The sequence below is a fragment of the Listeria monocytogenes genome, from assembly GCF_900187225.1.
Classification (GTDB): Bacteria; Bacillota; Bacilli; order Lactobacillales; family Listeriaceae; genus Listeria; species Listeria monocytogenes.
Window position 1 is genome coordinate 1,270,954 of sequence record NZ_LT906436.1, and the last position, 21,461, is coordinate 1,292,414.

Sequence of the window (21,461 nt, forward strand, 5' to 3'; positions counted from 1 at the left end):
TGCAAGAATTCTTTTTTTTGATATAATAACAAAGAATAAGAGGAGGGATACGCATGGCAGAAAAAATGAATGTAGAAAGTTTTAATTTAGACCATACGAAAGTAAAAGCACCTTTTGTGAGACTGGCGGGAACGAAAGTGGGCGTCCATGGAGATGAAATATACAAATATGATGTTCGCTTTAAACAACCTAATAAAGAACATATGGAAATGCCAGCGCTACACTCTTTAGAACATTTGATGGCAGAACTTGCAAGAAATCATACTGATAAATTAGTAGACATTAGCCCAATGGGATGTCAAACAGGTTTCTACGTATCATTGATAAATCATAGTGACTACGATGATGTGCTAGAAATCATTGCGACAACATTAAACGATGTTATCCAGGCAACTGAAGTTCCAGCATGCAATGAAGTTCAATGCGGCTGGGCAGCGAGCCATAGTTTAGAAGGCGCCCAAGCTTTGGCAGCTGAATTTCTAGCTAAAAGAAGCGAATGGAAAAATGTATTTGGCGAATAAATGTAAAGCATCTAGCCTTTAATTAGGCTAGATGTTTTTTGTATACTAAATATGAAAGTGCATTCTCGATAAATGACATATTTCCGACATAATTATTGGCTTTTACTAGTGTATGAAATACTGCAAAATCAGCGATTCTACAGGTCTTTTCTTATTTATAATCATTATTAATTGATTGTTTGATTAATTTGCATAAAAAAAGTTCACAATTTATCCATTGGTATATACCAAAATTGGGTATATAATTTAAATCATTAAGACAAACTATTAGCTGTCTTAAAGGTTTCCAATGACAAGCATTCTAACTAAGAGAGGAACAACACAAGATGTCAATAAAATCTAAAATTATGAAAATAGGAATTTGTAGTGTCATCGTACTAATGCCACTATCCCAAATTTCTTTACCAAGTTTTGCCGCAGAAGAGGTAGCGGACGATGCAAGCCAAGATATTGTGAACATGCCTGATTCTGCACTAAAAGCACAACTAAACCAAATAATTGGTCAAGCAGCCACGGCGGATATTACAAAAGCTCAAATGTTAGGTTTTGATAGTATAGGTTTATATGGTTCCATTACGGATTTAACAGGTCTTGAAGCTGCAACTAACCTCAAGACATTAACGATAAATAATGCAACTATAACTAATTATGAATCGGTAGCGAAATTAACTAATCTGAATATCCTATGGATTGAAACTTCTAATTTAACTTCAAATTTACTACCTGATTTAAATGGTTTAACCAATTTAACTACTATGTCACTATCTAATAATAAGCTAGACAACTCGGTTTATCCAAAGATTAAAAATCTATCCAATTTAGCTAACCTTAATTTATCTTCAAATCCAGGAATCACTAATATTAGTGAGCTACGGAGTTTGGCTAATCTTACTACCTTAAATGTTTCCAACTGTCAGATAGCTGATTTAAGCGGTTTGGATGCTTTTCCAAAAATAACTACTTTCAATGGAGGAACCCAACGTTATACTCCACTGGAAGAAACAGCAATTAAAAGTAAAACCCTTAATTACAATGCGACAGAGCAAACTATGTTTATTCCTTTTGACATAATGACACCAAGTTCTATTACCAACTTTAATGGTGCAAAGATTACACCTTCTTATCAACCTGATATGTATATGATAGAAATGAACAACGGAGTTATTGATGGTAGTAGAATGACTGGATCGATTGAGGGGATTACAGTAAGTGATGTGACGCCAAGTGAGTTTGACCAGTTTGAAAAATTCACTTTATATACCTTATTTGATTTTTCAAAAGCAGGGACACCAGACAATTTAGTAGGAAAAACATATACTGTAAGTGCAGCGGGCATACAAAAATTCACGGTTGATCACTCCGTAGGTATCACTGCTGAAGGGAACATAACTTATGTAGCTGGTGAAACAGTTACACCAGAAAAATTCTTAGCAGATATTAAAGCCGATGCGAACGGCGCGACAATTACGAGTGACGTGGCAGAAAAAGTAAATTTTGCAACGCCAGGCACCTATACCGTGACACTAAATGCACAAAATACTCTTGGTGTGAAAAGTGAACCATTCCAAGTGACAGTAACAGTTGAAGCGAAAACAGTTATCACAGCTGATCCAGAAGTAACTTATAGTCTAAACGAAGCAAAAACAGAAGAAGAATTCTTAACAGAAATTAAAGCTATGACCAATAACGAAACACCAATTACCAGTGATTTTGCGACAGTTGTAGACTTTACAAAACCAGGTAAATACACAGTGACACTCAATGCGGAATCAGCTCTCCAAAAAGCTGCGCCACTTACTGTGACAGTAAAAATAAGTGAAACAATACCGAATCCAGAACCAACGCCAGGCCCGGATTCAATACCTGAATCAGAGCCAACAGACCCAGCCAATCCGGCTAATTCGATCTACCCGGTCGACCCTGTAGTTGAGATTTCAACCAACACACCAGTAACCACAATGAAATTATTACCGAAAACAGGTGATTCACTACCAGTAAATGGCATAGTAGTAGGATTCCTAGTTCTTGGATTAGGCGTTATGATTGCGCGTAAAAAATAAACAAACAAAAAAACTATCCGTTCCAATATATTGGAACGGATAGTTTTTTTGTTTGTTTGAAAGTATCTGATTTCATTTCGACAAATTTTCGACAAAAATAGCCCTTTTTATTACTAGTTTAAATGCTAAATAAAATCCGCATAAAATCAGGGGATGCGAACAGAAAAGTCCAAAAAAGATACTGAATTTCGCTTTTTCAGCCATTTTTGTACACATTTTGTCTATTGGTCTTATATGCTGAGGAGACTATAATTACATCATAAAGTTCCTTTTGAGGATGCCTATTAAAATTTTCTAGACTAATATAACAGAGTGGAGAGGATAATGACTTATGTCAGTTAAATCAAATATCGTAAAAATTGGGGTATGTTTTGCCGTACTTGCAGTCCCAGTTTCGCAAACAACATTACCAGTATTTGCTGCAGAGCAACCTGGATTAAAAGCAAGTCAGGATAACGTAAATATTCCAGATTCAACATTTAAAGCCTACTTAAATGGACTACTAGGACAAGCGAGTACAGCAAATATTACAGAAGCGCAAATGGATTCATTAACATATATTACTCTAGAAAATATAAATGTTACTGATTTAACAGGCATTGAATATGCTCACAATATAAAAGATTTAACTATAAATAATATTCATGCAACAAACTATAATCAAATAAGCGGGCTTAGTAATCTTGAACGCTTACGCATTATGGGAGCCGATGTTACATCCGATAAAATTCCGAATTTAAGTGGGTTGACTAATTTAACTCTACTGGATCTTTCACACAGTGCTCATGATGATTCTATTTTAACCAAAATAAACACACTGCCTAAAGTTACTAGCATCGACCTTAGTTACAATGGTGCAATAACAGATATCATGCCACTTAAAACAATGCCAGAACTTAAGAGCTTAAATATTCAATTTGATGGTGTGCATGATTATCGAGGGATTGAAGATTTTCCTAAATTGAATACACTGCTTGCATATGGCCAAACCATAGGCGGTAAAAAACTGATTAACTCCGATATTAAAAGTAGCAAATTAACTTATAACGCAGAAAATCAAACATTATACGTCCCATTCAGCTTGATGACGGAACGGACTGTTAATTATGATGGCTATGTACCAGATTTTGTGAAATCAACTGCTAGCAGCGACACTTACTTTACAATGAATGAGCAACAAGTAAATGGTAATCGCCTAACAATTACAAGCGACGGTTTAACAGTAAGTGATGTGAGTAAAACTGATTTTGATAATCTTGAAAAAATGGAATACAACGCGAGAATTGATTTGAGTTATCAATCTTATAACACTCCGGAACAATTCCAAAATGGTGGCTCTTATACTATCTCGATGCCAATCTATGATCATTACTTCACTGTTGACCATTCTTTGAATATCACAGCTGATAGTGAAAAAACATATATAGAAAATCAACCAGTTACAGAAGCAACGTTTTTAGCAGATATTCATGCAAAAACTGATGACGGATCGACCGTTACAAGTGATTTCGCTGATAAAGTAGATTTCAATACTCCTGGGACGTACACAGTTACTCTACAATCCGAGAATAATGCCGGATTAAAAGCAACACCTGTTCAAGTAAACGTAACAATTAAAGCGAAGACAACGATTACTGCAGATGAAAAAATCACTTATAAAGTAGACACATCTAAAACAGAAGCAGCATTTCTAGCAGATATTAAAGCAACAACAAATGATGGAACAGCGATTACAAGTGATTTTGCGACTGTTGTAGATCTTTCCAAACCTGGAAAATATGTCGTTACACTAAACGCAGAAAATGATTTACAAAAAGCTTTGCCAGTGCAAGTGATGGTTATTGTTGAAAAAGAAACACCAATACCAGACCCGACGCCTACACCAACACCGGACCCAACACCAACACCAGATCCAAGTCCAACACCTAATCCGGTTATCAACCCAAACGTAAATAAACCAGAAGTGCCAAGTTACAAAATTCCATCGTTAACTGTAAATGAGAAAAAAGCTAAAGCAGAACCAAGTAAAGAGGCTTTACCTAAAACAGGGGATTCCTTACCTGTAGCAGGTGCAACAGTAGGATTTCTATTAATTGGCTTAAGTTGGTTTGTTTCTAGGAAAAAATAAAAAATAACTATCCGCCCACTTAAGGGCGGATAGTTATTTGTTCATGACGCTAGTTAACATGGCGACATAAGCTTGAGCGCCAGCTTTAGTTAAATGAACACCATCTGGAGCAAAGTACTGAGATTGACCACTGGATCTTGAATACCAATCAACAACAGTTACATTAGGTCGTGAAGCAGCATTGGCAATACTTTTATTTACATCCGATTGCCAACCACGAGGAACCCGTGTGTTAACTAAGTAAATCGTTGCTTTATCAAATTGATCTAATAAATCGTTTAACTGGTCTTCTGTGAAGGGACCATTTGTACCAAGTTCGAGAATGACAGAGCTATTTTCACTATTGAATTTTTTATAGCCGGTAGCAGTTGTAATGGCATCTCGTAATTGACGTCCAACTAGACCATCAATTGTGATATTAGGAACTGCCTCTTTCAAGTATGGTTCAATATCAAGCATGACCGAATCACCAATTGCCACCGTTTGCGTAATTATTGTTTTTGGAGTAGCAGCTGATTTATTTTTATTGTCTGGTTTTTGTGTTTCTTTTTGTTCGCTAGCTTTATTTGAGTCTGCTTCTTTATCCTTAGTAGCTTTATCTTCTTTTTTATCATCTTTCTTCTCGTCTGGGGTAGAGGTGGTTGTTTTAACAGACGTTTGTTGTTTTTCTGCATTGGTGTTGACGGAAAGAACGTTTGACATGCCCAGCGTAAAGATTGCTAAAACAGCAACAACACCAGCAATGCTTAACCATTTACCAACAGGTTTATTTTTCCAAATGAAATAGTTTTTATCTTTGAAGCCTTTAAAATAGTTAATAAAACCATTTTTTCGAATTGGAGTCTCAATAAAGCGGAAAGATAATTCAGCAATAATAAAAGTAGCCGCAACTTGTAGGATAGCTCGCCATATATTAGGCTGAGTAATTTCTAGTACTGGTGTAGTCAATGTTATAATTGGATAGTGCCATAAATAAATACCATAAGATCTTGTTCCAATCCATCTAAGTGGTTTAAAACTGAAAATCTTGCTTAGATAAGAAGCGGGGTGCGAGATAGTTGCAATCATAATAACGCCTAGAATTGCAACGAATAACAAGCCACCACGGTATAAGAAAGGTTGATATTCACTTACAAAAGCTGTGAATAGAATAAAACATAAAATACTGATTGTTCCCGCAATATTGAGAACTGCCTTACTTTTCCTTGGAACCACAGGACTAAGGCGATTGAAAGGCCAAACAAATGCAAGTGCACAACCTGCTAGCAAATCAAATGCTCTCGTATCCGTGCCGTAATAAACACGACTTGGATCTGTTCCAGGAACGTACAAAATCGTCATCCAAACTGCGGAAAGAAGACCAAGGCCAATGACGATTTTTAATAATAGTTTCGGATTTTTGACCCATTTGAGAAACACCAGTAAAAAAGCGGGCCAGATTAAATAAAATTGTTCTTCAATGGCTAGTGACCATAAGTTTTTAAGTGGTGATGGAAGTCCAAAAGAATCAAAATAAGAAACATTGTGGAAAATAAACCACCAGTTACTTACATAAAAGAAAGAAGCAATCGCATCGCCACGTAAGTTTTTTAAGATTTCTGGATGGAAGAAGACGGAATAGATGACAACAACCACAATCATTACATAAACTGCAGGAATGAGTCGTCGAAAACGTCTAATCCAAAATTGTTTTAATTGAAGTGATTGGTTTTTTTCCCATTGCGTTAATAAAATATTTGTAATTAAATAACCAGATAAGACGAAAAATATGTCTACGCCAATGAATCCACCTTTAGCCCAGCTAAAATTCAAGTGGTAGGCGATTACAGCAATAACTGCGAGTGCTCGAAGTCCATCAATACTCGGAACATATTTTCTACTGTAGCGAGTAGTCCTTTTCAAAATAACATCTCCTATTTGTGATAAGTAAATATGTGTGTGTAAACCTAGACAGAGATAGTAAAGAGATCTGTTTTTAGCTCCATACTATAATACCACACATAAATCAAGAAGTAATTTAAAATGCTGAATTAATTGATAGATTTTAAAAATTTGAGTATATTTGCTTATTTTTGTTATAGTAAATATAAGTAAAAAGTTTGGGGGGAAGCATTTTGACGGAAATTTTTGCCCATCGAGGCAGTAGTGGAACGCATCCGGAAAATACACTACCAGCAATGAAAGCAGCGATTTTATCTGGCGCAGACGGTATCGAACTTGACATTCATGTTCTTAAAAGTGGTGAACTAATCGTCATGCACGATGAACGCGTCGATAGGACTACAAATGGGACTGGTTTTTTAAAAGATTACACACTTTCAGAAGTGAAAAAATTAGTGATTGGTAAACGGCTTTTCCGTAAAATCCGTGTGCCAACTTTGGAAGAAATTTTTAAGTTGGTGAGTGGCACTGATATGATACTAAATATTGAGTTGAAAACGGATGTCTTTGAATATGAAGGAATCGAACAAAAAGTTTTAGCATTAGCGGATAAATTTCCTGAAGTCAAACGAATGTACTCTTCGTTTAACCCAGATACACTCATTCGGCTGAGAGATTTAAATCCTACCGCCAAACTAGCTTTAATTACACACGAAAACTTAGATGAAGTATTGCCATTACATGAAAAAATTCAGCTTGATGCAGTGCATCCACCAGTAAAAGCAATGAAAAACCCAATTTTAAAACAAATCGCAGCACGCTATTGGACGGTGAACAAGGAGGAAACTATCACGCATTTTATAGATGCCAATGTTAAAGGAATGATGACTGATTTTCCTGAAAGGGCAGCGGCACTAAGAAATAATAAATAATCTCCATGAGCAAAACGCTTTCATTATAAATCGTTAAAAGATATAATCATAATAAGTTAATAAATATTATTGTCTGAGATTCGGAGAGACTGCAAAAGGCGAGCGCAATCGTCTTACTTTGCAGTCTCTTTTTTTGTTTTTAAACTTAAAGCGTTTCAGTTAGATTGAAAAGTGGAAAAGTAACTAAGAAGGCATAATTCAGATGGTAAACAATTTGAAGGGGGCAAACAAAATGGTACAATTATTTTCAGCGTTTGACAGAGAAACAATCGAAAGAAATCTTCAAGAGGAAAAATTTGATTTAGTCATCGTCGGTGGAGGAATTACAGGAGCGGGAATCGCTTTAGATGCTACTTCACGAGGCATGAGTGTCGCGCTTGTTGAAATGGGTGATTTCGCGAGCGGAACATCGAGCCGTTCAACGAAATTAGTCCACGGTGGATTAAGATATTTACAACAATTTGAAATTAAAGAAGTAGCAGATTTAGGAAAAGAACGTGCGATAGTCTACGAAAATGGACCACACGTAACGACTCCTGAATGGATGATGCTCCCGTTCCATAAAGGTGGCAATATGGGCAAAACTACCGCTTCGTTTGGTATTCGTTTATATGACTATTTAGCAGGTGTAAAGAAAAATGAACGACGTAAAATTCTAAGCGCAAAAGAAACACTAGCAAAAAATCCTTTCGTGAAAAAAGACGGCTTAAAAGGATCTGGTTACTACGTAGAATACCGCACTGATGATGCGCGTTTAACAATAGAAGTAATGAAAAAAGCGGTAGAACTTGGAGCGAATGCCATTAACTATACAAAAGCAGAGCATTTCTTATATGATGACAATAAACAAGTAGTTGGCGTAACCGTAACAGATCGTTTGTCGGGCAAAGCATACGATATTAAAGGACATCGAGTTATTAATGCTGCTGGTCCATGGGTAGATAAAGTAAGAAAATTAGATTACGCAACAAACAACAAACATTTACGCTTAACAAAAGGAATTCATTTGGTTATAGATAAACAAAAATTCCCGATGGAACAAGCTGTATACTTTGATACACCTGATGGCCGGATGGTTTTTGCTATTCCACGCGATAAAAAAGTATATGTTGGAACGACGGATACTGTATACGACGAAGCAGTAATCAATCCAAAAGCTCTTGAATCTGATCATAATTATGTGATTAAGGCGATTAACTATATGTTCCCTGATGTGCATATTACCGAAAAAGATATTGAATCAAGTTGGGCTGGGGTTCGTCCACTTATCTATGAAGAAGGTAAAGATCCATCTGAAATTTCACGTAAAGATGAAGTTTGGTTTTCTGAAAGCGGCTTAATTACGATGGCAGGCGGTAAACTCACTGGTTACAGAAAAATGGCCGAAAAATTATTAGATGACGTTTCTAAAACATTAGCGAAAGAAACTGGTAAAAAGTATAAAACAGTTCAAACAAAACATTTACCAATTTCTGGTGGTGACATTGGTGGTTCAGAACAATTAGAAGCTTTCCTATCTAAAAAAGCGAAAGAAGGTAATAATCGTTTCGGCTGGACTTTAGAAGAAGGCCGTGAGATGGCTAAACGTTTTGGTAGTAATATCGATCAATTATTTACTTATGCACAGGAACATAAAGAACAAAACGAAACCACTTTACCAAACAGTTTGTACGCTGAACTACGCTACTCAATTCAACATGAAGCAGTGACAACACCAATCGATTTCTTATTACGTCGCACTGGCTACTTGCTTTTCGATATGCCGTACTTACTTGAATGGAAAGGCGCTGTTGTGGATGAAATGGCTAAACAATTCCACTGGAGCGACGATGTAAAACAAACCTATATTGAGGAATTAAATATTCAAATTAATGATGCTAGAGAACCAGCTGATTGGCACGATAGATAATTAAAATTCAAAAAGAGCGCAAATCTTTCAGGATTTGCGCTTTTTTTCTGGAAAAAAGCATTTTCGCTATTTTCAAGAAACCTTTTTCATGGTACATTGATTACAGGTGAAAAGGAGGTTTTTTTTTGAGCAAGATTCCTGTCATCGTCATCGTGGGCCCAACCGCTGTCGGAAAGACAAGTTTAAGCATTGAACTAGCGAAAAAATTGGACGGAGAAATCATCAGTGGTGACTCTATGCAAGTTTATCGTGGATTAGATATCGGTACAGCAAAAATCACACCAGAAGAAATGGATGGAATCAAACATTATCTTATTGATGTGACCGATCCTTCCGAACCATTCACTGCAGCGAAATTCCAAACAGAAACAAGAAAATGGATAGAAACAATACATCAAGCTGGTAAACTACCAATTATTGTTGGCGGAACAGGACTTTATATTCAATCTGTTTTCTATGATTATGATTTTGGTAACGTAAGCGAAGATAAGGCTTATCGAGCGGAGTTAGAGCAACTAAACAAAACTTTATTGTGGCAAATGCTCGAACAACAAGATCCAGAAAGTGCAGCCCAGATACATGAAAACAATAAGCGCCGAGTGATTAGAGCATTAGAAGTGATGCATCTAACAGGAAAGCCTTTCTCGGAGTATCAAGTGCATAATGTACTTAATGATACATATAAACCACTTTTTCTAGGACTTGATTTGGACAGAGCGTTACTTTACGAAAGAATAAATCAACGAGTGAATTTAATGTTTGAAGAAGGTTTAGTGACAGAAGCGAAAAAATTGTATGACCAACATTTAGTCGATGTTCCAGCTGTTTGTGGCATTGGCTACAAAGAATTATTTCCTTATTTTGAAGGAAAAAGCTCGCTAGAAGAAGCAAAAGAATTAATTCAAAAAAATTCGCGGCATTTCGCGAAAAGACAGTTAACATGGTTTAGGAATAGGATGGAGATTGATTGGATTCAAGCGGGTGTTAGTACTACCGAAGCCGAAGCGTTGAATAAAACCGAGACCTTTTTATCAGTTAAATAACGCTTTTCTGTTTGGTAAGAAGAAATAAAGGGTATTTGAAATTAGCCAACCAATTGCACAATGGAACTTCATTGGGGTTTGGGAAATTTTTTAGTATAAGATAGAGATTGGAGAGGGAAATTATGAAACAAGGTGGACAAGGGTTACAGGACTATTACTTAAATCAATTGCGTAAGGAAAAAATTCTTGCAACTGTATTTTTAACAAACGGTTTTCAGTTAAGAGGACGCGTTGTAAGTTTTGACAATTTTACCGTACTACTAGATGTCGAAGGAAAACAACAGCTTGTATTTAAACACGCAATTTCAACTTTCTCCCCGCAGAAGAATGTCGCTTTAAATCCTGATGCGGAATAAGCACGTTACTTAAAAGACAAGGAACTCGCTTTTTTTGCGATGTTTCATGTCTTTTTTTTATGCTCAAAATATGCTACGATTAGTCTTGTCTGAAAAAGGGAGAAATGCTTGTGGAACGAGAAAAAATAATACTTGTAGGCGTCTTTTTGCCAAATAAAACCGAAGAAGCTTTCTGGAATTCCATGAAAGAACTACACAGCCTTGCTAAAACGGCGAATGCTGAAGTGATGGATGAATTAATTCAAAAATTAGAGAGAGTAAACCAAGCGTCATTCATTGGTTCTGGTAAGCTGGATGAACTCGCTGCGCTAGTGGAAATGCATGAGGCGGATGTAGTTATATTTAATAGTGAGCTTAGTGCTACGCAAGTGCGCAATATTTCGGCTGCTGTTGAGGCGCGGATTATTGATCGAACACAATTAATCTTAGACATCTTTGCTATGTGTGCAAAATCAAGAGAAGGAAAATTGCAAGTCGCATATGCGCAATATAAATATCTTTTACCAAGACTTAGTGGACAAGGTATTTCTTTGTCAAAATTAGGTGGAGGTATCGGTTCGAGAGGCCCTGGGGAATCCAAATTAGAAATGGATAAACGTCATATCCGCGAAAAAATGCATGATATCAAAGCACAATTAACGCATGTTGAACAGCACCGTAAACGAATCATTGAACGAAGGAATACGCAATCTGTTTTTCGTTTTGGTTTAATTGGTTATACAAACGCAGGAAAATCAACTATTTTCAACCGATTAACAAATGAAACAACTTTACAAGAAAATAAATTATTTGCAACATTAGATCCGACAACTCGGAAAGTTCGCTTTTCCGGCGGATTTCAAGCGCTTTTGACGGATACAGTTGGATTTATTCAAGATTTGCCAACGACATTAATTGCGGCATTTCGGTCTACTTTGGAGGAAACGGCTAATGTAGATGTGTTAATTCATGTAGTTGATGCGTCCAATCCAGACTATTTACAACATGAAACGACAGTAATTTCCTTATTAGAGGAACTTGAAATGAATCATCTGCCAACTTTAGTCATTTACAATAAAATGGATCATGCACCAGCCACGTTTGTACCTGATCAACCAGAAAGTCTGCTTATTTCAGCCTTAGATCAAGAGGCTCCAGATACAATTAAACAGCGAATGATACAATTAATTGAAAAAAATTGGGCTTTCTTTACGATAGAACTTTCAGAAGAGAAAGGAAAAGAATTAGCACAAATAAAGCAACAAGCTTGGGTAACGAAACTAGAATATATTGAAAGTAAACAGAGTTACCACATAGAGGGATACAAACCGAGAAAGGAGCTAAATAATGAATAATATTCAAGCGATGCGAAAAAAAGTGGAAGTACAAATTGCTGATTTGCAAAATGAAACAGATGAAATTGCTGAATTTAATCAAGCGAAAGTTTTAGATGCGTTTCAAGAGAATAAAGTAAGTGATTTTCATTTTCATCCTTCCACGGGGTACGGTTATGATGATGAAGGTAGAGATACATTAGAACATGTGTATGCCACTGTGTTTAAGACAGAGGCCGCCCTTGTACGTCCGCAAATAATTTCAGGCACACATGCAATTTCAACCGTACTATTTGGAATCCTTCGCCCGGATGATGAATTACTTTATATTACTGGTCAACCTTATGATACGTTAGAAGAAATTGTAGGAATGCGAAATCAAGGACAAGGCTCTTTAAAAGATTTTCATATTGGCTATAGTTCTGTGCCGCTTCTTGAAAATGGCGATGTAGATTTTCCTCTTATTGCTGAAAAAATGACACGAAAGACAAAGATGATTGGTATTCAACGTTCGCGAGGTTATGCGGATAGACCTTCTTTTACGATAGATAAGATTAAAGAAATGATCATATTTGTAAAAAATATCAATCCAGAAGTAATTGTATTTGTGGATAATTGTTATGGAGAGTTCGCTGAATATCTAGAACCTACCGAAGTTGGCGCAGATATTATAGCGGGTTCATTAATCAAAAACCCAGGTGGTGGCTTAGCAAAAACGGGCGGTTATATTGCTGGAAAAGAAGCGTTAATAGATTTATGTGGTTATCGTTTAACTACGCCAGGAATAGGTAGAGAAGCAGGAGCATCACTCTACAGTTTATTAGAAATGTATCAAGGTTTCTTTTTAGCTCCTCATGTAACGGCCCAAGCAATCAAAGGAGCGCGTTTCACGGCGGCGATGTTAGCGGAGTTTGGTGTCGTGGCTGACCCAACTTGGGATGCGCCAAGAACAGATTTAATCCAGAGCATTTCTTTTCATAATAAAGAGAAGATGGTTGCATTTGCCCAAGCTATTCAAGCAGCTTCTCCTGTGAATGCTCATGTATTGCCAATCGGAGCCTATATGCCAGGCTACGAAGATGACGTGATAATGGCAGCTGGGACATTTATACAAGGTGCGAGTTTGGAGCTAACAGCGGATGGTCCGATTAGAGAACCTTATCAGCTCTATGTTCAAGGTGGTTTAACATACGAACATGTCAAAATCGCAGTTACTCGAGCAATTCAAAAAACATTGTAAAAAAGTAACATTTATTTTTCAGAAAAAATTTTTTAATTTTTACCGCGATGGATTCATTCGCGGTTTTTTTGTATGTAATGCATTGGTATATAAGGCTTTATCTATAATGTTAGATTATCTAACATAAATTTGACAAAACATCTAACGTACATTATAATGCTACTATCATCAAAAAAATAATTATGTTTTGAGGGGGAATTGTCGTGAGCGAAAAGGAAATCCGGAGATCGATGCCGCTTTTTCCAATTGGGCCTGTGATGAAGCTAACTGATCTCACTGCTAGACAAATTCGCTACTATGAAGACCAAGGATTAATCCATCCGGCACGAAATCAAGGAAATCACCGTTTGTATTCACTTCAAGACATTGATGTTTTGCTAGAGATAAAAGATTATTTGAATGATGGTCTGAATATTGCGGGAATTAAGAAAATGTACCAAATGCAGCAAAAAGAATCTAAAGAACCGTTGACAGATGATGATGTACGCAAAATACTTAGAAAAGAAATGCAACAAGCTGGTCGCTTTGTAAAGCAAGATGCGACAGGGAAACAACAATTACCAAGGTTTTAAAAAGACAAGAAGAGGTATTTACTTTATTTAGAAGTTAATATAATTAGATTATTTAGGAGGAATTTAGATTATGGCAAAATATACAAAAGAAGACATTTTCCGCTTCGCAGATGAACAAAATGTAAAATTTATTCGTTTACAGTTCACGGATATTCTCGGGATAATTAAGAATGTGGAAATTCCTGTTAGCCAACTAAAGAAAGCACTAGATAACAAAATCATGTTTGATGGTTCCTCCATTGAAGGCTTTGTAAGAATTGAAGAGTCTGATATGTATTTATTCCCAGACTTAGATACTTGGGTTGTATTCCCTTGGACAGCTGAAAAAGGAAAAGTTGCAAGAATGATTTGCGATATTTATAATCCTGACATGACTCCATTCGCCGGAGACCCACGCGCTAACTTAAAACGTGTACTTAAAGAAATGGAAGAGTTAGGTTTCACAGAATTTAACTTAGGACCTGAGCCAGAGTTCTTCCTATTTAAATTAGATGAAAATCGTCGTCCGACGCTTGAATTAAATGATAGTGGTGGTTACTTCGATTTAGCGCCAACAGATTTAGGTGAAAACTGTCGACGTGATATCGTGCTTGAATTAGAAGAGATGGGCTTTGAAATTGAAGCATCTCACCATGAAGTAGCTCCAGGTCAACACGAAATTGATTTTAAATATGAAGACGCCGTTACAGCGTGTGATAGTATCCAAACATTTAAATTAGTCGTAAAAACAATTGCTCGTAAACATGGTTTACACGCAACATTTATGCCGAAGCCACTCTTTGGTGTAAATGGTTCCGGAATGCACTTCAATATGTCGCTATTTAATGAAAAAGGAAATGCTTTCTTCGATGAAAGTGGCGAACTAGAATTGAGCCAAACAGCTTATCATTTCTTAGCAGGGATGTTGAAACATGCTCGTGGCTATACAGCTGTTACAAATCCAACAATTAACTCATTCAAACGATTGGTTCCAGGATATGAAGCGCCATGTTACATTGCGTGGTCAGGTAAAAACCGTAGCCCGCTTGTACGTGTACCAAGTTCTCGTGGACTAAGCACACGTCTTGAATTACGTAGCGTCGATCCATCTGCTAATCCATATTTAGCAATGGCGGTACTACTTAAAGCTGGTTTATCTGGAATTAAAGATGAATTAACTCCTCCAGCACCAGTTGATCGTAACATTTACGGCATGAACGAAGAAGAACGTGAAGCAACTGGTATTTATGATCTACCAGAAAGCTTAGGACACGCATTAATCGAACTTGAAAAAGACGATATTATCAAAGCTGGTTTAGGTGAACACATTTTCGAACACTTTATTGAAGCAAAAACAATTGAGTGTGATATGTTCCGCACAGCAGTTCACCCTTGGGAACGCGAACAATATCTTGAAATTTATTAATAGTCAAAAGCTCGTTTCCAATTTTAGGAAACGAGCTTTTTTTATTTGAAAGTGGGTATCAAATGTTTGATGTTTGGCGAATAGAGGCATATATTTAAAAATGTGCTAGTGAAAGGGAGGTTTCATTAGAGAAAGGGGAAGAAATGCAGATTACTTTAGCTATTTTAGTATTTGTCCTAACGCTGTTTTTCGTAATTTGGCAGCCAAGAAAATTATCGATTGGATGGTCAGCTTGTGGCGGAGCGTTAATCGCATTATTACTTGGTGTTGTCACCTTAGCTGATGTTATGACAGTTACAGGGATTGTATGGAATGCGACACTTGCTTTTATTGCGATTATAATCATTTCACTCATTTTAGATGAAATTGGATTTTTTGAGTGGGCGGCCCTACATATGGCACGTTTAGCAAGAGGGAATGGATTATTAATGTTTATTCTTATTTCTATTTTGGGTGCTCTTGTCGCGGCACTGTTTGCTAATGACGGAGCGGCATTGATTCTGACGCCAATTGTTTTAGCAATGGTGCGAGCGCTGGATTTTGATGAGAAAAAGGTGTTTCCATTTATTATAGCTAGTGGATTTATAGCGGATACAACATCCTTGCCACTTGTAGTTAGTAATTTAGTTAATATTGTTTCAGCTGATTTTTTTGGCATTAGTTTTTCACGGTATGCACTCATTATGTGGATCCCTACTATTTTTTCATTAGTTGCAAGTATTATCATTTTATATATCTATTTCCGAAAAGCTTTACCGAGAAAATACGATGTAAATGCGATTCAAAAGCCAGCTTCAGCACTTAAAGATAGGAAGATGTTTCATATTTCTTGGGGAATCCTTACTATTCTTGTAGTAGGCTATTTTTTAAGTAGTTTTTTAGATATACCAGTGTCGTTTATTGCTTTACTAGTCGCTCTAATTTTCTTGTTAGTTGGTGCAAAAAGCCACTCTGTTTCAACAAAAGCTATTCTAAAAGGAGCACCTTGGAGCATTGTTTTTTTCTCAGTTGGTATGTATGTGGTTGTGTATGGCTTGCAAAATGTTGGAATCACCAAACTATTATCAGAAGCTATTGCCTATGTCGCGCACTTTGGTTTATTTGCCGGAACAATCGGAATGGGTTTCATTGCTGCGATACTATCGTCTGTCATGAATAATTTGCCTACCGTGATGATAAATGCGCTAGCAATCGATCATACTTCATTTACCGGAGTAATGAAAGAGGCGCTAGTATATGCAAATGTTATTGGTTCGGATCTAGGACCTAAAATAACACCCATTGGCTCGCTCGCAACTTTACTTTGGTTACATGTGTTAGCTCAGAAAGGCATAAAGATAAGTTGGGCGTCATACTTCAAAATTGGTATTGTCATTACTATTCCTGTTTTGTTCATTACGCTCGTAGGCTTATACGTATCATTACTTATTTGGAACTAAAAAACCCCTCGTACACTTAATTAAAAGTGTGCGAGGGGTTTTATTATGCCTTATAAAGAACATGTGGTTTTAATGGATCACCATTTATTAAGGCTGGATGTTCGAAATCGGCTATTTTTGTTAAATGGATTTTTCTCATGACTTTTTCAGAAGGTTTATTGCAAGTTGCAGTGAAACTGTAAATTTCGTTGATAGCAGTGATTCCCTTAGCAAATGCTAATACGCCTAATGCAGCTTCAGTTGCAAAGCCTTGGTTCCATGCGCTACGCTTTAACCGCCAACCAATTTCGATGCAAGGGGTGAATTCTGCTTCGAATGTCGCTTCATGCAATCCAGTAAATCCGATGAATTCATTAGTAGATTTAACTTCAATTGCGAAAAGGCCATATCCAAGGGAAGTCAGTTCTTTTTGGTTTCTATCAAGTAGTGCGTTACTTTCTACTTGAGTCAATCTAGCTGGGAAGTATTTCATTACTTCTTCATCTGCATTCATTTGACTAAAAGGAAGGTAGTCACGTTCTAAATAATCTCTTGCGATAAGTCTTTCGGTTTCGAAATAAATCATCTTAAAAAACCACCTGTTTAAGAAATAAAATTAGCGAATATCTCTATAAAGCCCGATTACTTTTCCAAGGATTGTTACGTTATTTAAAAGAATAGGCTCTAAAGCATCATTTTCGGGTTGAAGTCTGAAATGATTAGCTTCTTTATAGAATCGTTTACATGTAGCTTCATTTTCATCGGTCATAGCTACGACGATTTCTCCATTGATTGCGGAACTTTGCTGTCTAACGATTACTTTATCTCCATCAAGAATTCCGGCATTTATCATACTTTCACCATCAATTTCTAACATGAAGACATTGGTTTCACCAGCAGCCATGTATTCTGGCAGTGGGAAATACTCATCGATGTTCTCAATTGCTGTGATAGGCATTCCAGCTGTTACTTTTCCGATAATAGGAATATTTACAACATTGGGAGTTTCTGCTTCATCTTCCAAAGATAATATTTCAATCGCACGAGGCTTTGTAGGGTCACGTCTAATTAGCCCTTTACCTTCAAGGCGAGCAAGATGCCCATGAACAGTAGAACTGGATGCGAGACCCACTGCTTCACCAATTTCACGTACGGAAGGTGGATAACCTTTTTCTTTTACTTCTGATTTAATAAATTCATATATATCTTGTTGGCGTTTAGATATTTTCATGGTTTCACCTCATTAAATTTATGGTTATTTTATAATTCAAGTATAGCAAAAGGGAAACCAATATGCAAACAAAGGTTCGTTTTTTTATTGACATGTACGAACGGTTGTTCTATAATATAGAAAAGCGAACATACATTCTTTTTTGGAGGGATTATTAATGACTTTAAAATTAATTTGGGATAAATTTTATGTTTCTATTATATTTGTACTTACTTGCATCGTTTTAGGGATTATTTTAATGTGTACAGTGGTTGGCGGGGGAAGCGACTATTCAGAGGTGAACGTAAACGAAGGGGACTCTTTATGGGCATTAGCTGATCAATACGCAGGAAAGAGCGATATGGCGAAAGCGGACTTTGTTAGCTGGGTAGAAAAAGAAAACAATCTATCAGACGGTCATGTGGAAGCAGGAGATTCTGTTGTTATCCCTGTACACAAAACAAAGTTATTAAAGAGTGATAGCACAATTCAACTAGCAAATCAGTAAGGTCGATTTAGTGACCATTTATGATATAATAATTGAAAGTAGCGATTTTGCTGCTTTCTTATTTTATTAATGGAGGAAAAGGAGAATAACCATGCTAGAAAAAGCTAAAATAGATCGTATTAATGAGCTTTCTAAAAAGAAAAAAGCCGGAACATTAACTTCTGCAGAAAAAGTGGAGCAAGATAAATTAAGAAAAGAATACATCAAGTCTTTTCGCACGCATATGAAGGGAACAATCGAAAATACAACGATAATTGACCCAAATGGAAAAGATGTAACTCCGCATAAAGTAAAACAACTCAGGAAGAATAAGTACTGATAATTAGTACCAAATAAACAATTATGAGCAAATGAACAAAAATACCAATCAATTAAGCAATTTAAAGCAATTATTAGTTGTGTTAATTGCTTTTTAGGCTTATTATTAAAAGTAGTTAAAATTATATTGAAGAGAGGATGTTTCATTTGTTCGATAACACAGATAGTTTAGCAGTGAATACAATTCGTACATTATCAATGGACGCAATTCAAAAAGCAAATTCTGGTCATCCGGGATTACCAATGGGAGCAGCTCCAATGGCTTACGCGCTTTGGTCTCGCGTATTAAACACAAACCCTAAAAATTCACATTGGTTTAACCGGGATCGTTTTGTACTTTCTGCTGGACACGGCTCAATGCTTTTATATAGTTTATTACATTTAAGCGGATTCAAATTAGAATTAGAAGATCTTAAAAATTTCCGTCAATGGGAAAGTAAAACTCCAGGTCACCCAGAATATCGTTATACGGATGGTGTAGACGCAACTACTGGTCCACTTGGTCAAGGTATTGCGATGGCTGTTGGTATGGCTATGGCAGAAAGACATTTAGAAGCGAAATATAATAAAGATGGTTTCCCAGTGGTGGATCATTATACTTACGCACTATGCGGAGATGGTGACTTAATGGAAGGTGTTGCTTCAGAAGCGGCTTCTTATGCAGGTCATCAACAATTAGGAAGATTAGTTGTTTTATATGATTCCAATGATATCTCTCTTGATGGTGATTTAGACAAATCTTTCTCTGAAAATGTAAAACAACGCTTTGAAGCTTATGGTTGGGAACATTTATTAGTAAAAGACGGTAATGATACAGCTGAAATTTTAGCTGCAATTGAAAAAGCGAAACAAAATACTTCTCAACCTACTATGATCGAAGTGAAAACTGTTATTGGTTTTGGTGCTCCAAATGCCGGTACAAGTAAAGTTCACGGTGCTCCACTAGGTGATGAAGGTATTTTAGAAGCGAAAAAAGCTTATGGTTGGAACTACGAAGAGAAATTCTTTGTTCCTGAAGAAGTTACTGCTCGCTTTAAAGAAACTATTGGCGAACGTGGCGAAAAAGCAGAAACAGCTTGGAATGAATTATTCGCTTCTTATAAAGCTGAATATCCAGAGCTTGCTAAACAATTAGAAGATAGTTTAAACAATAAGTTACCAGCTGATTGGGATGCTGATCTTCCTGTATATGATGATTCTAAAGCACTTGCTAGCCGTGCTTCAAGTGGCGAAGTAATCAATGCATTAGCTGGGAAAATACCAACTATTTTTGGTGGGTCAGCTGACCTTGCGGGTTCTAATAATACAACAATTAAAACAGATGGTGAATTTACAAAAGCAACTCCAGCTGAAAGAAATATTTGGTTTGGTGTTCGTGAATTTGCGATGGGTGCTGCATTAAACGGTATGGCACTTCATGGTGGATTACAAGTATATGGTGGAACATTCTTCGTATTCTCTGACTATGTACGTGCTGCCATTCGTTTATCTGCCATTCAACATTTACCAGTAACTTACGTAATGACGCATGATAGTATTGCTGTAGGTGAAGATGGACCAACACATGAGCCAGTCGAACAACTTGCAAGCTTACGTGCAATGCCAGGGCTTTCTGTCATTCGTCCTGCTGATGGAAATGAAGTAGTGGAAGCTTGGAAACTTGCTATCACTTCTACATCTACACCGCATGTACTTGTTCTTACTCGTCAAGGTTTACCAACATTACCAAATTCTGCTAAATTAACTGCAGAAGGCGTTAAAAAAGGTGCTTACGTAATTTCACCTGCAAAAGGGGAAGTACCGGAAGCAATCATTCTTGCGAGTGGTTCTGAAGTTAACTTAGCTATCGAAGCGCAAAAAGAACTTCAAGCTCAAGGAACGGATGTATCAGTTGTCAGTGTGCCATCATTTGATCTATTCGAGCAACAATCTGCGGAATACAAAGAAAGTGTATTACCGAATGCTGTTAGAAAACGTGTTGCAGTAGAGATGGGCGCTAGCTTTGGCTGGGAACGCTACGTTGGATTAGATGGGAAAGTTATCGGAATCGACAAATTTGGCGCTTCTGCTCCAGGTGAAACTGTTATTAAGAATTATGGCTTTACTGTTGAAAACGTCGTTAATACAGTAAAATCACTTTAATTAAACAATCAGACCGTTGCTAGTTTTTCTAGAGCGGTCTGTTTTTTTATGCTTTTTTTAGATTGCGCCGTAGTACCATTAATGGTATAATTACGAGGTTGTTTGCAGCTTTTATTGATAAATTGATCTAGATGATAAGTTTTCTTGAAAAGTATTGTCTGTTTAATATAAATCAAGTACAATAAAAGAGGATTTTGTTTCAAGGAGGAGAAAAGAGACTATGTGGATTTACATTCTTGTCGGCATTATTTGTTTACTAGCTGGTCTTGCGGGAGGATTCTTTATTGCAAGACGTTACATGATGAGCTATTTAAAAAACAATCCGCCAATTAACGAACAAATGCTACAAATGATGATGGCACAAATGGGTCAAAAACCATCACAAAAGAAAATCAATCAAATGATGAGTGCGATGAACAAACAGCAAGAAAAAGAAAAACCAAAGAAAGCTAAGAAATAATCTTTTTAACGGAGTAAAGCCCTTTAAAATTAGTTTGCAAAAAGC

The 21,461-nt window shown here is 36.6% G+C and carries 19 protein-coding genes; 16 read left to right on the plus strand and 3 right to left on the minus strand.

Annotation, left to right across the window (positions count from 1 at the left end; all coding sequences use genetic code 11):
- Positions 1 to 53 precede the first annotated feature (53 nt).
- The 3 genes from CKV70_RS06535 (at position 54) to inlK (ending at position 4,709) form a co-directional block, all read left to right on the plus strand.
- Positions 54 to 521: an S-ribosylhomocysteine lyase gene (locus CKV70_RS06535; protein WP_009913867.1), complete on the plus strand. Its 468-nt coding sequence runs from the start codon at positions 54 to 56 to the stop codon at positions 519 to 521.
- Positions 522 to 847: 326 nt separating this feature from the next.
- The gene (locus CKV70_RS06540; RefSeq protein ID WP_014600793.1) at positions 848 to 2,581 is read left to right on the plus strand and encodes a LapB repeat-containing protein; all 1,734 of its coding nucleotides are present in this window, start codon (positions 848 to 850) and stop codon (positions 2,579 to 2,581) included.
- A gap of 331 nt (positions 2,582 to 2,912) precedes the next feature.
- The gene (gene inlK, locus CKV70_RS06545; protein ID WP_012951575.1) at positions 2,913 to 4,709 is read left to right on the plus strand and encodes a class 1 internalin InlK; all 1,797 of its coding nucleotides are present in this window, start codon (positions 2,913 to 2,915) and stop codon (positions 4,707 to 4,709) included.
- A gap of 33 nt (positions 4,710 to 4,742) precedes the next feature.
- On the opposite strand, the gene oatA is transcribed toward inlK, so the two are convergent.
- The gene (gene oatA, locus CKV70_RS06550) at positions 4,743 to 6,611 is read right to left on the minus strand and encodes a peptidoglycan O-acetyltransferase OatA (RefSeq protein WP_012951576.1); all 1,869 of its coding nucleotides are present in this window, start codon (positions 6,609 to 6,611) and stop codon (positions 4,743 to 4,745) included.
- Between the two features lie 212 nt (positions 6,612 to 6,823).
- On the opposite strand from oatA, the gene CKV70_RS06555 reads away from it, so the two are divergent.
- From CKV70_RS06555 to CKV70_RS06595, 9 genes are all read left to right on the plus strand, one after another.
- Positions 6,824 to 7,522, plus strand: a complete 699-nt coding sequence (locus CKV70_RS06555) for a glycerophosphodiester phosphodiesterase (RefSeq protein WP_003723737.1) — start codon at positions 6,824 to 6,826, stop codon at positions 7,520 to 7,522.
- 232 nt (positions 7,523 to 7,754) lie between these two features.
- On the plus strand, positions 7,755 to 9,431 hold the full coding sequence (locus CKV70_RS06560; RefSeq protein WP_031695695.1) for a glycerol-3-phosphate dehydrogenase/oxidase: 1,677 nt from the start codon (positions 7,755 to 7,757) through the stop codon (positions 9,429 to 9,431).
- 125 nt (positions 9,432 to 9,556) lie between these two features.
- Positions 9,557 to 10,474 (plus strand): tRNA (adenosine(37)-N6)-dimethylallyltransferase MiaA, encoded by a 918-nt coding sequence (gene miaA, locus CKV70_RS06565; RefSeq protein WP_014600794.1) that lies wholly within the window; start codon positions 9,557 to 9,559, stop codon positions 10,472 to 10,474.
- 122 nt (positions 10,475 to 10,596) lie between these two features.
- The gene (gene hfq / locus CKV70_RS06570) at positions 10,597 to 10,830 is read left to right on the plus strand and encodes an RNA chaperone Hfq (RefSeq protein ID WP_003719566.1); all 234 of its coding nucleotides are present in this window, start codon (positions 10,597 to 10,599) and stop codon (positions 10,828 to 10,830) included.
- Between the two features lie 110 nt (positions 10,831 to 10,940).
- A complete protein-coding gene (gene hflX, locus CKV70_RS06575; RefSeq protein ID WP_022741839.1) occupies positions 10,941 to 12,164 on the plus strand; it encodes a GTPase HflX in 1,224 nt (407 codons plus the stop codon).
- Positions 12,157 to 13,383 carry a methionine gamma-lyase family protein gene (locus tag CKV70_RS06580; protein WP_010989728.1) on the plus strand — a complete coding sequence of 409 codons (1,227 nt, stop codon included), beginning with the start codon at positions 12,157 to 12,159 and terminating at the stop codon, positions 13,381 to 13,383. Before hflX ends, CKV70_RS06580 begins: the two co-directional genes overlap by 8 nt.
- 203 nt (positions 13,384 to 13,586) lie before the next feature.
- Positions 13,587 to 13,955 (plus strand): MerR family transcriptional regulator, encoded by a 369-nt coding sequence (locus CKV70_RS06585; RefSeq protein ID WP_003719570.1) that lies wholly within the window; start codon positions 13,587 to 13,589, stop codon positions 13,953 to 13,955.
- A 70-nt stretch (positions 13,956 to 14,025) separates the two neighbouring features.
- Positions 14,026 to 15,360, plus strand: coding sequence for a type I glutamate--ammonia ligase (glnA, locus tag CKV70_RS06590; protein ID WP_003723435.1), 1,335 nt, complete (start codon positions 14,026 to 14,028; stop codon positions 15,358 to 15,360).
- 143 nt (positions 15,361 to 15,503) lie between these two features.
- Complete coding sequence (locus CKV70_RS06595; RefSeq protein WP_014600796.1) at positions 15,504 to 16,799, plus strand: arsenic transporter; 1,296 nt, start codon at positions 15,504 to 15,506, stop codon at positions 16,797 to 16,799.
- Between the two features lie 43 nt (positions 16,800 to 16,842).
- On the opposite strand, the gene CKV70_RS06600 is transcribed toward CKV70_RS06595, so the two are convergent.
- Positions 16,843 to 17,364, minus strand: a complete 522-nt coding sequence (locus tag CKV70_RS06600; RefSeq protein ID WP_003723437.1) for a GNAT family N-acetyltransferase — start codon at positions 17,362 to 17,364, stop codon at positions 16,843 to 16,845.
- 30 nt (positions 17,365 to 17,394) lie between these two features.
- Complete coding sequence (gene lexA / locus CKV70_RS06605; RefSeq protein ID WP_003723438.1) at positions 17,395 to 18,009, minus strand: transcriptional repressor LexA; 615 nt, start codon at positions 18,007 to 18,009, stop codon at positions 17,395 to 17,397.
- 157 nt (positions 18,010 to 18,166) lie between these two features.
- Between lexA and yneA the strand changes: the two genes are divergently transcribed.
- From yneA to CKV70_RS06625, 4 genes are all read left to right on the plus strand, one after another.
- Positions 18,167 to 18,496, plus strand: coding sequence for a cell division suppressor protein YneA (gene yneA, locus CKV70_RS06610; protein ID WP_003723439.1), 330 nt, complete (start codon positions 18,167 to 18,169; stop codon positions 18,494 to 18,496).
- Between the two features lie 91 nt (positions 18,497 to 18,587).
- The gene (locus CKV70_RS06615) at positions 18,588 to 18,815 is read left to right on the plus strand and encodes a DUF896 domain-containing protein (RefSeq protein ID WP_003723440.1); all 228 of its coding nucleotides are present in this window, start codon (positions 18,588 to 18,590) and stop codon (positions 18,813 to 18,815) included.
- Positions 18,816 to 18,961: 146 nt separating this feature from the next.
- Complete coding sequence (gene tkt, locus CKV70_RS06620) at positions 18,962 to 20,956, plus strand: transketolase (RefSeq protein ID WP_003732809.1); 1,995 nt, start codon at positions 18,962 to 18,964, stop codon at positions 20,954 to 20,956.
- A gap of 220 nt (positions 20,957 to 21,176) precedes the next feature.
- Positions 21,177 to 21,416: a YneF family protein gene (locus tag CKV70_RS06625; protein WP_003723442.1), complete on the plus strand. Its 240-nt coding sequence runs from the start codon at positions 21,177 to 21,179 to the stop codon at positions 21,414 to 21,416.
- Positions 21,417 to 21,461: the final 45 nt, after the last annotated feature.